We start from the raw sequence: 13,120 nt of genomic DNA on the forward strand, positions 1-13,120 counted from the left end.
AAATTTCATCATATGTGGTTTTGCTTACTTCGAATTATGGGAAGAGTAGTAGGACGAGGATGACATAATAAGAGGGAATGCAAAAATGAAAGAGAATCAGGACAACAAAAATAACAAAAAAGCTGATATTCCAGATCGGCAATACTTTTTTCCAGTACAGATTATTGAGTATTTTATTGAAGAAGGCAAAGCTTCTTTACAGATTACAAACTTAGCTCAATTCATTTTATCTTTTATGGCAGGAGCATTTATCGCATTTGGTGCACTAGGTTCTGTTTTGTTATCTATGGGAGTAGACACAACTGGTACCTATAACCTGTTATCAGGTGTTGGATTCGCGATCGGCTATACTATGATTTTTCTATCAGGATCTATTCTTTTTACGGAAATTAATGTGTTACTTCCAAGCTATATTCTACAAAGCAAGTATTGGATCAGTAAAAAGGTTCTGCGATTTTGGGGGATCTGTTATATTGGTAACTTTTTAGGAGCATTATTTGTTGGGTTCCTTCTAAATATGTCAGGTTCATTAGACAAAGAGTTTTATGAAACCCTACTAAAGTTCATGGAAAAAAAGATGGAGTTCACTGAACGAGGAACATGGGGTTGGTTTCAAGTATTATTCTCTGGTATTCTTGCCAACTGGCTGATCGGTATTGCAGCCGTTCTCGCAACAGCTGCACGTGATGTAATGGGTAAAATTTTTGGAATTCTTTTACCTGTAATTATCTTTGAAGCAGGAAATTTTCAACATGCCGTGGCCAACATGGGGTATTTCAGCATTACCGTTTTAGAAGGCTTTGAATACAGTTGGTATGAATTTATACTTCTTAATTTAATTCCTGCTACGATTGGTAACTTGATCGGCGGAGGTATATTAGTATCATTGTTACTTTCTTTTGCTTTTAAAGAAGACATTGATGATAATATCGTGAAAGAGGAAGAAGAGGAAGTAGAAAAGATAAAGCATAAGATGGAATAATAAAAGAAACTCCGAAACACCTTTATTGTGATATACAGTAAAGGTGTTTTTTGTTAGAGTTTCAGTAGGATTAAGATTATTTTTTTAGGGGATGAACCAATTTGCCTTATCAAACGAAACTTGCTTTTCTATATGTAGCGATAGGCGCATCTCTTTGGGGCATCATCGGCTTTTTCGTTAAAGAACTTTCGCTTGCCGGTTTTACTTCGTTACAGATTGTCTTTTTACGAGCTATCAGTGCTTTTCTACTATTCCTTGCATGGATTGTTATAAAAAATCCTGCTCTACTCAAAATCAAGTTAAAGGATACTTGGTATTTCTTAGGTACCGGGATATTAAGTGTTTCCTTCTTTAATTGGTGTTATTTTACGACGATACAAACGTCATCACTCGCCATTGCAGCTATTCTTTTGTATACGGCTCCAGCTTTTGTGCTTGTAATCTCTAGTATCGTATTTAAAGAAAAATTAACTCATCAGAAGCTGCTAGCCCTTACCGCTACTTTCATTGGATGTACACTCGTATCAGGTCTGTTCTCCGCTCAATTGGAACTATCGATTACTAGTCTTCTGATTGGTCTAGGAGCCGGCTTTGGCTATTCGCTCTACAGTATTTTTGGAAAGTTAGCGAGTCGAAAATATGAAACGCTCACTATCAGCATCTACACTTTTTTCTTTGCGATGCTTGCTCTATTTCCGATTAGCGATATGACTTCTGCTAATATCCAAGTGTTTCGCCCATCCGTTTTAATGAATGTTATCGGACTCGGCCTTTTTCCAACCGTATTTGCCTACTGGTTCTATACACAAGGCTTAAAACAGATGGATGCTAGTAAAGCAGCTATTGTATCTACTATTGAACCGGTTGTAGCTACCTTAATGGGAATGATGCTATACAAAGAATCCATATCCATTGTTCAGAGTATCGGTATTATATTTGTACTGGGTGCTGTTCTTATGATACAAGAACGAAAAGGAAAAAATATTCAAACTCCCACCATTCAAAACAGACATTAAAAGGTGCAGCATAAACGCTGCACCTTTTTTGTTTCATTATAGAATAGAGCTTAAAAAGTCTTTCGTTCGCTCTTCTTTCGGGGCATCAAAAATCTCTTCTGGCTTTCCTCTTTCCCAGATTTGTCCATCGTGCATGTAAACGACCTCGTCTGCAACTTCTTTTGCAAAGCCCATCTCATGAGTTACAACGACCATCGTCATCCCTTCTTGCGCTAGCTCTTTCATTGTGGCGAGCACTTCTCCTACAAGTTCTGGATCGAGTGCTGATGTCGGTTCATCAAAAAGCATGATATCTGGTTTCATCGCAAGCGCTCTTGCAATAGCAACACGCTGCTTCTGTCCACCCGATAACTTCGCTGGATAGACATCTGCTTTATCAGAAAGACCAACTTTCCCTAGTAAAGCTTTTGCATCCTGTTCTGCTTCTGATTTACTTTGTTTTTTTACATTTAGAGGAGCTTCCATCACATTTTCCAATACGGTTTTATGAGGAAACAAGTTAAAGTGCTGAAAAACCATCCCTACTCTTTGACGTACTTCGTTTAAGTTATGTGTTTTCGGATCGATTTCTTCCTCTTCGATGACGATCTTACCACCATTTTTAATCTCTAGAAAATTAATGCATCGAAGCAGCGTGCTTTTTCCAGAACCACTTGCACCGATTAAGACGACCACTTCGCTCTCTTGTACGTTAAGATTCACTTCTTTTAATACTTCTAAATCTCCAAAACTCTTCTTTAAGTTTTCAATGCGTATCATTTCTTTTTTCAACTCAGACACCTCCTATTCCCCAGCTGATAGTTTCTTTTCTAACAGATTAACAAGTAATGTGAAAAGCAGAACGAGTATTAGATAGTATAGACCAACAATAATCAGGTACGTCATCTCATCAAATGTCCTCGATCCCTGTGTCGTTGCTATACTGAACAACTCGTTAAGGGCAATAAAGGATGCTAGTGATGAATCCTTCAGACCGATAATAAACTGGTTGCCTAGAGGAGGTAGTGCTCGTTTAAAAGCTTGCGGCAGGATGATTCTTCTCATTGCCAATCCATAAGTCATCCCTAAAGAGCGTCCTGCTTCCATTTGTCCCTTATCAACCGATTGAATAGAACCTCTGAAGATCTCTGCAATATAAGCTCCATTATGCATAGCAAGACCAAATGCCGCAGACCAAAAAGCAGAAATACCTAACTCTGCTAGACCAAAGTAAAAGATGAAAATCTGTACGATCAAAGGTGTACCACGAATGAGTGCAATATAAATATTCGCGATCCAATTCAGGACTTTAATTCCAGAGATTTTAAATAATGCAAAAACAAGTCCAATCCCCGTACCGATTAAAATAGATACAAAGGTAAGTTGTAGAGTGATCAAAAGTCCCTTCATGAAGAGCGGATAACTTTCAACTAATACGTCTAAAATGTGTGCGAGATCAAACATGCCATTGTCCTCCCCTTTTTATTCTCTTTGTTAATGGTGTGTGATCGAATGTATGGATAAAAGAAAGCCACCCTGCACGTAACCTCATGAGGGCGGCTCCACCATTATTCAGGCTTCTTCGTGATATCAGCACCGACGTATTCTTCACTAAGCTTCGCGAGCTCACCGTTATCCTTCATTTTCTTTAATGCTTTATTAACCGCTTTTAGCAATTCTTTATCTTCTTTTTTAATAGCAATCGCTTGTTCACTCGTACCAAGCTGCTCTTGTTCGACGATTTTAAATCCTTTTTCGATCGCTTGTTTACCAGTGATAGCATCAGTAATAACCGCATCGTGTTTTCCTTCGCTCAAAGCACGCAATGCTGTAGCATCACTGTCATAGTTTTTAATTTGATCTGTAAATTCTTGTGCAGATTTTTCATAGGTAGAGCCTTTTGAAACAGCAACTTCTTTTCCTTTTAAATCTTCTTTTGTTTTAATATCACTGTCTGGTCTTGTAAAGATTACCGGACCTGAGTAATAATAAGGCTCGCTAAAATTCACTGCTTTCTTGCGGTCTTCAGTGATTGTATGGCTTGCCACTGCTGCGTCAAAACGATCTGCCTTAATAGCGGATACAGCGCCGTGGAATTTAAACTTCTCTGGAACAGGCTTTAGACCAAGTTCTTTAGCAATCGCCTCACCGACTGCAACATCAAAGCCTGTTAGTTCCCCTCCCTTATCAACCGAGCTGAAAGGCGGAAACTCTCCTGATACGATAAAGTTAAATTCACCTTCGTTCTTTAATTCTGGACCCCCGTCACTTGATTCACTACTGCCACATGCAGCTAGTACAAACATTGAAAAAACGACAGCTAACATCCCAATCTTCTTTTTGAAATCTTTCATTCTTATCCTCCTTGAATATCCCATTTTGTAGATTCCCCTACTAGACAAGGGTAGCATGAATTGGAAATGTTCTCAATTTTACGTGAATTCCCACCTATCAAAAAGATCAGATTTTTCATGCATCTTGTATATGGTTACCCTTTACAAAAAACTCGTAAACACTTATTTAGCAAGCAAAAAATGCGCATTTCAGATATACTGAAATGCGCATTATCAAATCTTTATGGCAAAAGTTTAGTCGGCAGCAATATTGTAACCGTGGTTCCAATATCTAACATACTTTCAAATGTAATATTTCCATGATGATTTTCAATGATCTTCAAAGATACCATTAGTCCCAACCCTATGCCTTTTTCTTTATTGGAATAGAAAGGTTCTCCAAGTCTTGCAAGTCGCTCTTCGCCGATTCCCACTCCTTGGTCAGTAACTTTAATAAAGACATAGCCTTCATCATGTGCTCCTGTTTCTACAAAGATGGTGCCGCCGCCATTCATAAATTCGATCGCATTCTTAATCACATTAATGATTACTTGTTTAATTTGATTTCCTTCACAAAGAATCTGAGGAACGTTCATTAAGTGCGTCTCGAATTGAACGTTATTAAGGTTCGCCTCTGAATCCAACAGCGTTATCGTCTGTTTAATAAAATCATTTACGTTTCTCTGCTGAAAAAAAGTTTCCTGGTGCGGTTTAGCTAATACTAAAAATTCAGTAATGATCGATTCAATCCGATCCATCTCAGACAAGATGATTTCACTATGAAGATCTTCCATGTCTGCTTTCATAAGTTGGACGAATCCTTTGATACTTGTTAGCGGATTACGAATCTCATGAGCGATTCCTGCCGCAAGCTCACCAACGACCGTGAGTTTATCTGATTTTCTGAGCAATTCTTCTTTTTCTTTTAAATCTGTAATATCTTCTGAAATACCTGCTATGCGATAGATCTCTTCATCGTCATTGGTGATCGGAAATGCTCTTGTTCTGATCCAACGGACTCTGTTATTTTTCCCATGTATCCGGTATTCAATCTGTGATTCACCTTGCGCGATTAATTTGATGAACGTTGAAACAGCTTCTTGATCTTCCGAGTGAACGTCTGTAAAAACAGATTCAATCAGCTCCGTTTCTTCGACATCCCAAATTTGCTTAAAAGCCTTTGATATGTAAAGTAGCTGATGCGTTTTATAATCTTGCATCCAAAAGATGTCTTTTGCATTTTCAGCAAACTGACGGAACCTCTCTTCACTTTCTCGTAGTCCTAGTTCCATCCTCTTGCTTTGGGTGATATCTCTAGAAACACCTACAATTCCTTCCACTTGACCTTGGTCATTATTAATTGGAGATAGGATAGCCTGATAATAGAGACGTTCACCATCACGCACATTACTCCACTCATAAAATTGAGATTTGCCTTGCAAAACAAGACGACATGCCTTTTCTTGACCATCAGCAATCTCAGCGCCAAAAACTTCGCGAACGGTCTTGCCTAAGAAGTAGGATGGCTTAACACCGTGTTTCTCCATCCATCTTCCATAGATGCCAGTATGTACAAAATTTGTATCTAACGTAAAAACAGTGTCTTCCATTGAGTCGACAAGCGAGTTAAAGCGCTGCTGACTGCGATTCAATTTTTTTTCCGTACGTTTTAGCTCCTGGTTATCCGTTAGTGTAATGACAGATAGATCACACACATTATCTTTAAGAGGAATGATAGAAACAGACAACGAAGAAGAATAGCCCGTGTTTTTACAGATTAAATCTATTTCGATCTGATATTCTGCTTTTTTGTTTTTCTCATGTTGAATGTAAGCTTCTTGAAGTGACCATTTCTCTTTGTTTGAATCTGTTATAAAAAATGGCAACTCATATACATATGAGCCTTCTACTTCAGAATCAGACAATCTTAACATGCCATACGCTTTTGTATTGGCGTAAAGAATTGTGCCACATGGTTCTATAACGATAATCCCATTATTAACCGCTTCATAGAACGTATGCATCATTTGTTTTGTATTTTGTAATTCAAACGAAGTCTCTCGCATGTTCTACATCCTTGTTGAATTATTTTTAAAGTATTTACAAGAAATGCCTTTTCTCTATTTTTCTATTAAATACAAAAAAACACAAGAGTTATTTTCCTCTTTTTGGATTCAGATCAAAGATTACCAATTAAGACTTAGATTTGAATAGAACAGGTTCTCTAGTGAATAACAATCCATCAAGTGAACATTTTGAAGAAAACCTTTTGAAGACCTATAATAATTAAAATACAAAAGCACACTGATTATTTCTCAGTGTGCTTCGATAAAGCTGTCTTAAATGATTTAGCATCTCCCAAGCTTTTTGAGTCAGCTAATATCTCCTCAGGTGCATTTGCTTCTCCTATTAAATAACCAACAAATTCTGTACCTAAAAAGTCGAATATATATTGAAATTGCTGAATCAAGGGCAGTGCTTTTATTCGAGGATGGTCTCCCCCTACTGTAATAACATAAGCTTTTTTATCGCCCATGGTTTTCTTAAAGTTTAAGGTTTCGTCTCGTAAACTCTCTGAGAACCGATCTACAAAGTTTTTCATGATCCCACTCATTCCATACCAATAAACAGGTGTAGCAAAAATAAGTACGTCATATTGTAGAATCTCTTTGATCAATTCCTCGTAGTCATCATCTACCTTAACAAATCCGCCTGCATCATGGCGTAGATCATCTATAGGATTGATTTTGAAGTTTTTGAGGTAAAAAGAAGTATGCTGAATGTTGTCTAATGCCTTTTGAGTCAGTGCTTCCGTGTTACCATGTTCTCTAGAGCTGCCGTTAATAACTGCGATTTTCATTCTTATCACCTTTCTTTTACGTATCATCTTAATTGCTAGAAACTCTCTTCAAAAAAATGGTTGATTGCATCGTAATCTCATAAAAAATAGAAACAAAGAATAGAGTATAAGATAACAAATTAGGAGGTCTATAATGATCGTATTCACCATTATCTGCATGATTGCTTTCTATCTTCTAACGATACATGATTCTAAGAAGTTGAAACAAGTCATCTGGCCGTTTTACGGAATAATAGGCATCGTGTGTTTTATCAGCTTACTCTCATTAACATCTGATACCGTGACTTATGAATATTGGGTACGATTGTTCTTTCTCGTCTTAACCATACCAGTGTTGATTCTTGTTGTTCGTAAAGTGTGGCAGCTCAGTTCTGAAACGACGAGATGGATTCAATATACAGTTTCTGTTCCTATCTCTATTCTGTTTATCCTCACACTCTGGTTTTGCTGGAACATGTTTCCGATTTTTATGTATGTTTTATAAGAAGAACCAATACAACCGTCTTCAGTTGCTCACTGAAGGCGGTTGTATTGGTTTAGAAGTGTCCTCTTTAGATGGACAAAATTGCTATTTGTCTTTTTCGGGGGTCTGACCCCCTTGCATGAACGAAAGCACTTCCTTGACGATCGTGTTTATCTTTTGGTTGATAAATTGATCTCCAAAGCTTTCTTTTGCTTGCCTGATTGCGGCAATTACTTCTTCATCATATTGAATGAGTTCTTCATCATCTTCTGCTTCATTGTATAAATCGATCATGCTGTCTAACCCCTCTTGCATGCGATCTATCGCTTCACTATATTTTTCTCGATCTTCCTTATTATATTTCAACTTCATCACCCATTCACAGCTTTTCCATCAATGAGTGCTAACAAACTTCATAAACATTTACTCTTGTGACTTTTTTCACTATTTTTTCATAGGAAAGTATACTATAATAATTTGGTTATTATTATCTTGAAATATATTATTTTACATATTAGTCGGAAGGAGGGGGAACAATTGATCCGCCGTTGGTTTACGAAAAAAAATAAATCATTGCAGCCTGCATTTGAAACACCGTCTTCAAATTCATCGTTGAGTCTATGCACAAGTACCACGGATGAACCAGATCCTGTAAAAGAAATATCGCATTTTAAAATGCGGTTAAAAGAATATGGAATAGAGTTTAGTCACTTAGTCTCCAGCACTCCTAAGGATGTTGAAAACAGACAGCAAGCCATAAAAGTTGCTGAAGAAATCTCGAAAGACCCTGAGATGCGGAATTACTTTCTAACGTGGAAACGGTTGCCCCTTCTTCATAACGAAAGTACACAGCATCAAAAGCACACCATGAAGAAACAGCGAGAATACATAACCGCTCTTACCCTTATCTTTATAGAAAACTATCAAGTGTTGCTGCAATATGTTCCTGGCACGGGAGGAAAACACTAATGAACAAAGCGATTATTGTAGAGGTTAACAAGCGCCATGTCATCGTTCTTGCAGAGGGCGGAGAATTTAAAAAGATTAAAAATACCAATGCAGCCTATATGGTCGGTCAAGAAATTCGTCTTCCAGTAAGACAAGAAAACAAGAAATCTATTTTCTCTATTTTCATAAACTGGAAAACAGGAACTGCCGTAGCTCTGGCTATCTTTCTCTTATTCTTTCAAGTACTCGCACCGATATCAGGGCCTGGGGCGTATGCCTATGTCGGCATAAACATGGATCCAAGTCTTGAATTGAAGATTGACGAAGAAATGAGAGTACTGGATATCTTGGCTTATAATCAGCAAGGTCATATGGTTCTTGATCGATTGAACGATTGGGAAAATGAAGAAATCGAACATGTAACTGACCTTATTTTTGATACATGCGAAGACCTCGGCTATCTGAAGTCAAAGGAAGAGGTATTGATTACTACAACCTTATCTGAGGAAATACCTGCTGATAAGGAGAAAGAAATCAAACAACAAGTGAATGAAGTGATGACAGAGACCGCTAAAAAGAAATCGATAGAGATGACAACTATCGTGATGAGTTCTAAAGAGCGCGAACAATCTAAAAAGATGAAAATGTCACCTGGTCATTATGCGATTTATAAAGCAGCTAAGAAGTCTGGAATGAAAATTACGAAGAACGAAATTTCAACTCTTACAATAGAAGAGATTTCAGAAAAAGTGGGCCCTATAAAAGAGCTTTTAAAAGAGGATCTTGAAACAGTTGATGCCTCTGAAGACAAGAAAGAGGATCTTGTATACGAACCGCCTCTACCTATCTTAGATATAAAAGATTCGAGTAACGAGGTAAAGGTTGAGAAGGAAGTAACACCGGTTCAAGAAAAAATACAGGAACCTCAGAAAAAGAAAACGTTCGAATTACCTGTAAGTCATGCTGAAATTCCTTCTGCACCAAAAAAGGAAGAAAAGCCAGCCGAAAAACCAATTAAGAACGAGCAAGAAAAACATGTGAATACGCCTGCTCCTTCTGGTGGTGAGCAGGACAAGAATACACACAAAGCACCTACGAAGAGTACACCTGTCGTCACAGCACCAAAGGAAGAGAAACCAAAACCTGTAAAACCCGTAGAGGATAAACCGAAACAGGAAACACCAAATGAGGAAAAACCTAAACCAGAAATTCCGAAAGAAAACATTCCTAAGGAAGCACCTAAGGAAGATACTCCAAGGGTAGAAACGCCTAAGGAAGAAACACCTAAAGAAGAAACACCTAAAGAGGAAACGCCTAAAGAAGAAACACCTAAAGAGGAAACGCCTAAAGAGGAAACGCCTAAAGAAGAAACGCCTAAAGAAGAAACGCCTAAAGAAGAAACGCCTAAAGAAGAAACACCTAAAGAGCACTGGATTTATATTGAAATTATTATTGATGGTATCGTTATAGAAGTTCGCATTAAAGTAACAACAAATGTCACTGATGCTGAGTTAAAACAACAAGCATTAACCACTTATCATCAAAATGCTTCAAAAGAACAGTCATGCCCTACGTCAACTTCAGCATTCACGCAAGAAGTTGAGCAAGCTGAAGTTTCTAAAGAGTTACAACAAACAACAGAAAATGAAGTTGCATCAGATTCTTCCATTGAAGAACCACCACTTTTAGAAGAGGCTTCATAATGGCAAACCCCAGGACTAACTCCAGTCCTGGGGTTTTTGTTTTCATTTCGGTATAGACAGCAAACTTTTATGGCAATAGTGATAATAGGAGGAGAGTGTTTGTATGCGGTCTATTTATTATGCTTACTTAAGAATGCCGATGCTGATTCGACTTGCGATTATTCTTTTTAGCATTCTATTATCCAGCGCTATTTTAGCTCACCTCTTAGAAACAAAAACATTTCCAACTATATTTGAAGGGTTTTATTGGGCAGTTATTACGGCCGGAACAGTTGGATATGGCGATTTCACTCCTGAATCAACTGAAGTAAGGATACTAGCTATTTTCCTTGTGTTCATTGGCGCGTCTTTTTTTGCCTTTTTGACTGTTCACTTGGCAAGTTCTGTTGTTAAAAGAGAAAATCGCTTTCTAGAGGGGAAAAATATGTATAAAAATAAAGATCATTTCATTATAGTAGGCTGGAACGAAAGAGCTAGACATACGATTCAAGCTCTAAAAGAGCAATTAAAATCCAACCATATCGTTTTAATCGATGAATCATTAAAAGAAAATCCGTTATATGTTGAAGGCATTCATTTTATCCATGCTAAACCTAGTGAAGATCATACTTGGATGATGGCTCATGTTAAACAAGCTCATACCATCTTAATTACAGCTGATGCAAACTTAAAGGAATACGAAGCTGATACGAATACGATTCTTTCTATTCTAACAGCCAGAGGACTGAACCCTACAGTATCTATTCATGCAGAAGTGTTAACAACGGAGCAAACTTCAAACGCAATACGAGCTGGTGCCGACCATATTATACACACTTCAAACCTTGCTTCACATGCGATGGTTTCTAGCCTTGCAAAAGAGATACTATAAGAAAAACAGATAGACGTCATGGTCTATCTGTTTTTAATTTAATACTGCAGTTTCTACCTTTTTCACTAAATCTTTGGCGATCCCGATCCACTTTTGATCAACCGTCGCATCCGGATCTTGCGGCTCTGAAAACTGATTGAAGCTCCCTGAGATATTACCTGTCTCAGCATTGTCGTCGAGCCCAACCTGATATTTGTGAGCCAGTAAAAAAGGTTCACCAAATTGAATAGTGGTATCTTTTTTATCTAACTGACCATCAATGGCTTGAAAAGGAATTCTCAAAAACGTATACCCTACTTCATCATCCAGTTTATAATCGAAATAGCCGTGATCATAATCCCAGTTCCCGCCGTAAGAAAAGCCCATCCCTTTCAAAACATCTTCAGCTTCATTTAATGCACAACACTCATTTTCAAGTTTGCTTTTTATCGGTTTCATCATTGTCACCCCTTTATTGTCTATTTCTTAGCGTATCCAATCTGACATGAGATTATTTGACCATTAGAATAAGTAAACATAAAAAAAGCCTGACTCAGCAATGTTTGAGTCAGGCTTAAAAAATGATTATAGACGCTTTTCTAATTCTTCTTTTTCTTTTTCAAATCCGGGTTTACCTAGAAGAGCAAACATGTTCTTCTTGTATGCTTCTACTCCCGGTTGGTCGAATGGATTAACACCTAACAAGTAGCCACTCACCGCACACGCTTTTTCAAAGAAATAAACCATATATCCAAAATGATAAGGTGTCATTTCAGGAATACTCACCACTAAGTTTGGTACTCCACCATCTGTATGAGCAAGCATTGTTCCTTGGAATGCTTTCTTGTTAACAAAATCCATTGTCTGACCAGCTAAGAAATTCAGTTTATCCAAATTCTGATCATCTTCTTCGATTGTAATTTCTTCTCGAGCTGAACCTACGTATAACACCGTTTCAAAAAGGTCACGACGCCCTTCTTGCACGTATTGCCCCATTGAGTGAAGATCAGTAGTGAAGTCAACTGACGCTGGATAGATGCCTTTGTAGTCTTTTCCTTCACTTTCACCGTAAAGCTGCTTCCACCATTCAGAAACATAGTGAAGACCCGGCTCGTAGTTTACCATTAATTCGATGGTTTTGCCTTTATTATAAAGAGCATTACGAACTGCTGCATATTGATAAGCTTCGTTCTCTGAAAGGTTTGGGTTGTTGAAATCAGCTGCAGCTTCTTTCGCTCCGTTCATCATCTCTTCAATGTTCACTCCACTTACTGCGATTGGTAATAGACCAACAGCAGTCAGCACTGAGTATCGTCCACCTACATCATCAGGGATGATAAAGGATTCATAGCCCTCTTCGTTCGCTAATGTTTTAAGTGCACCCTGAGCTTTGTCAGTAGTTGCATAAATACGTTTACGAGCCTCATCTTTACCGTACTTTTCTTCTAAAAACTTTCTAAAGATACGGAACGCAATCGCAGGTTCAGTCGTTGTCCCAGATTTAGAGATCACATTTACAGATACATCTTTATCTTTTAATACATCAAAAAGTTCTTTAACATATGTCGATGAAATGTTCTGTCCAGCAAAGAATACTTGTGGAGTCTTGCGGTCTTCTTTTGATAAAAGGTTGTAGAATGAATGATTTAACATTTCGATCGCTGCACGAGCTCCTAAGTACGAGCCACCAATTCCAACAACAATCAATACATCAGAATCACTTTTAATTTTTTCAGCACTTTTTACGATTCGGCTAAATTCTTCGCGGTCGTAGTTTTCAGGAAGGTCAACCCAGCCAAGATAGTCATTCCCTGCACCGGTTTTTTCATGAATTGCTTCATGAGCAGTTTTTACCGCACCTGTAAGATAATCTACTTCATGCTGACCAATAAAAGAAAGGGCCTTGCTATAATCAAAACTAAGTTTCTTTGTCATATGTAAGCCTCCTAAAACATCATTATTCTTTCACTTTATACAAGTACAAGG

The 13,120-nt window shown here is 37.8% G+C and carries 14 protein-coding genes; 6 read left to right on the plus strand and 8 right to left on the minus strand.

Going from position 1 to position 13,120, the window contains the following annotated elements:
- Positions 1-85 precede the first annotated feature (85 nt).
- Both IHV12_RS01525 and IHV12_RS01530 read left to right on the plus strand, forming a co-directional pair.
- Positions 86-982, plus strand: coding sequence for a formate/nitrite transporter family protein (locus IHV12_RS01525; protein WP_197131941.1), 897 nt, complete (start codon positions 86-88; stop codon positions 980-982).
- Between the two features lie 101 nt (positions 983-1,083).
- Positions 1,084-1,998 (plus strand): DMT family transporter, encoded by a 915-nt coding sequence (locus tag IHV12_RS01530; protein ID WP_197131944.1) that lies wholly within the window; start codon positions 1,084-1,086, stop codon positions 1,996-1,998.
- Between the two features lie 36 nt (positions 1,999-2,034).
- On the opposite strand, the gene IHV12_RS01535 is transcribed toward IHV12_RS01530, so the two are convergent.
- From IHV12_RS01535 to IHV12_RS01555, 5 genes are all read right to left on the minus strand, one after another.
- Entirely contained in the window at positions 2,035-2,757 is a 723-nt protein-coding gene (locus IHV12_RS01535) for an amino acid ABC transporter ATP-binding protein (protein WP_197132180.1), read from the minus strand.
- Positions 2,758-2,781: 24 nt separating this feature from the next.
- On the minus strand, positions 2,782-3,441 hold the full coding sequence (locus IHV12_RS01540; RefSeq protein WP_197131947.1) for an amino acid ABC transporter permease: 660 nt from the start codon (positions 3,439-3,441) through the stop codon (positions 2,782-2,784).
- A 104-nt stretch (positions 3,442-3,545) separates the two neighbouring features.
- Positions 3,546-4,331 (minus strand): transporter substrate-binding domain-containing protein, encoded by a 786-nt coding sequence (locus IHV12_RS01545; protein ID WP_197131949.1) that lies wholly within the window; start codon positions 4,329-4,331, stop codon positions 3,546-3,548.
- Between the two features lie 221 nt (positions 4,332-4,552).
- Entirely contained in the window at positions 4,553-6,376 is a 1,824-nt protein-coding gene (locus IHV12_RS01550; RefSeq protein ID WP_197189651.1) for a PAS domain-containing sensor histidine kinase, read from the minus strand.
- 242 nt (positions 6,377-6,618) lie between these two features.
- Positions 6,619-7,164, minus strand: coding sequence for a flavodoxin family protein (locus IHV12_RS01555; RefSeq protein WP_197190336.1), 546 nt, complete (start codon positions 7,162-7,164; stop codon positions 6,619-6,621).
- 139 nt (positions 7,165-7,303) lie between these two features.
- On the opposite strand from IHV12_RS01555, the gene IHV12_RS01560 reads away from it, so the two are divergent.
- On the plus strand, positions 7,304-7,654 hold the full coding sequence (locus IHV12_RS01560; RefSeq protein WP_197189652.1) for a hypothetical protein: 351 nt from the start codon (positions 7,304-7,306) through the stop codon (positions 7,652-7,654).
- 84 nt (positions 7,655-7,738) lie between these two features.
- Here the strand turns inward: IHV12_RS01560 and IHV12_RS01565 are convergent, their stop codons facing one another.
- Positions 7,739-7,999: a hypothetical protein gene (locus IHV12_RS01565; protein ID WP_231620609.1), complete on the minus strand. Its 261-nt coding sequence runs from the start codon at positions 7,997-7,999 to the stop codon at positions 7,739-7,741.
- Positions 8,000-8,170: 171 nt separating this feature from the next.
- Between IHV12_RS01565 and IHV12_RS01570 the strand changes: the two genes are divergently transcribed.
- From IHV12_RS01570 to IHV12_RS01580, 3 genes are all read left to right on the plus strand, one after another.
- Positions 8,171-8,602, plus strand: coding sequence for a hypothetical protein (locus IHV12_RS01570; RefSeq protein ID WP_197131956.1), 432 nt, complete (start codon positions 8,171-8,173; stop codon positions 8,600-8,602).
- Entirely contained in the window at positions 8,602-10,284 is a 1,683-nt protein-coding gene (locus tag IHV12_RS01575; protein WP_197189653.1) for an anti-sigma-I factor RsgI family protein, read from the plus strand. Before IHV12_RS01570 ends, IHV12_RS01575 begins: the two co-directional genes overlap by 1 nt.
- Positions 10,285-10,387: 103 nt before the next feature.
- On the plus strand, positions 10,388-11,155 hold the full coding sequence (locus IHV12_RS01580; RefSeq protein WP_197189654.1) for a potassium channel family protein: 768 nt from the start codon (positions 10,388-10,390) through the stop codon (positions 11,153-11,155).
- Between the two features lie 33 nt (positions 11,156-11,188).
- Here the strand turns inward: IHV12_RS01580 and IHV12_RS01585 are convergent, their stop codons facing one another.
- Both IHV12_RS01585 and IHV12_RS01590 read right to left on the minus strand, forming a co-directional pair.
- Positions 11,189-11,593, minus strand: a complete 405-nt coding sequence (locus tag IHV12_RS01585) for a YugN-like family protein (protein WP_197132189.1) — start codon at positions 11,591-11,593, stop codon at positions 11,189-11,191.
- Between the two features lie 126 nt (positions 11,594-11,719).
- Positions 11,720-13,069: a glucose-6-phosphate isomerase gene (locus IHV12_RS01590; RefSeq protein WP_197131963.1), complete on the minus strand. Its 1,350-nt coding sequence runs from the start codon at positions 13,067-13,069 to the stop codon at positions 11,720-11,722.
- Between the last annotated feature and the right edge of the window lie 51 nt (positions 13,070-13,120).

This window comes from Fictibacillus sp. 7GRE50, assembly GCF_015903875.1.
Taxonomy (GTDB): domain Bacteria; phylum Bacillota; class Bacilli; order Bacillales; family Fictibacillaceae; genus Fictibacillus; species Fictibacillus phosphorivorans.

Coding starts and splice junctions, on each gene's coding strand:
- IHV12_RS01590 (WP_197131963.1), bottom strand. CDS start 13,069: ATGACAAAGAAACTTAGTTTTGATTATAGCAAGGCCCTTTCTTTTATT.
- IHV12_RS01535 (WP_197132180.1), bottom strand. CDS start 2,757: ATGATACGCATTGAAAACTTAAAGAAGAGTTTTGGAGATTTAGAAGTA.
- IHV12_RS01525 (WP_197131941.1), top strand. CDS start 86: ATGAAAGAGAATCAGGACAACAAAAATAACAAAAAAGCTGATATTCCA.
- IHV12_RS01575 (WP_197189653.1), top strand. CDS start 8,602: ATGAACAAAGCGATTATTGTAGAGGTTAACAAGCGCCATGTCATCGTT.
- IHV12_RS01580 (WP_197189654.1), top strand. CDS start 10,388: ATGCGGTCTATTTATTATGCTTACTTAAGAATGCCGATGCTGATTCGA.
- IHV12_RS01585 (WP_197132189.1), bottom strand. CDS start 11,593: ATGAAACCGATAAAAAGCAAACTTGAAAATGAGTGTTGTGCATTAAAT.
- IHV12_RS01545 (WP_197131949.1), bottom strand. CDS start 4,331: ATGAAAGATTTCAAAAAGAAGATTGGGATGTTAGCTGTCGTTTTTTCA.
- IHV12_RS01560 (WP_197189652.1), top strand. CDS start 7,304: ATGATCGTATTCACCATTATCTGCATGATTGCTTTCTATCTTCTAACG.
- IHV12_RS01550 (WP_197189651.1), bottom strand. CDS start 6,376: ATGCGAGAGACTTCGTTTGAATTACAAAATACAAAACAAATGATGCAT.
- IHV12_RS01540 (WP_197131947.1), bottom strand. CDS start 3,441: ATGTTTGATCTCGCACACATTTTAGACGTATTAGTTGAAAGTTATCCG.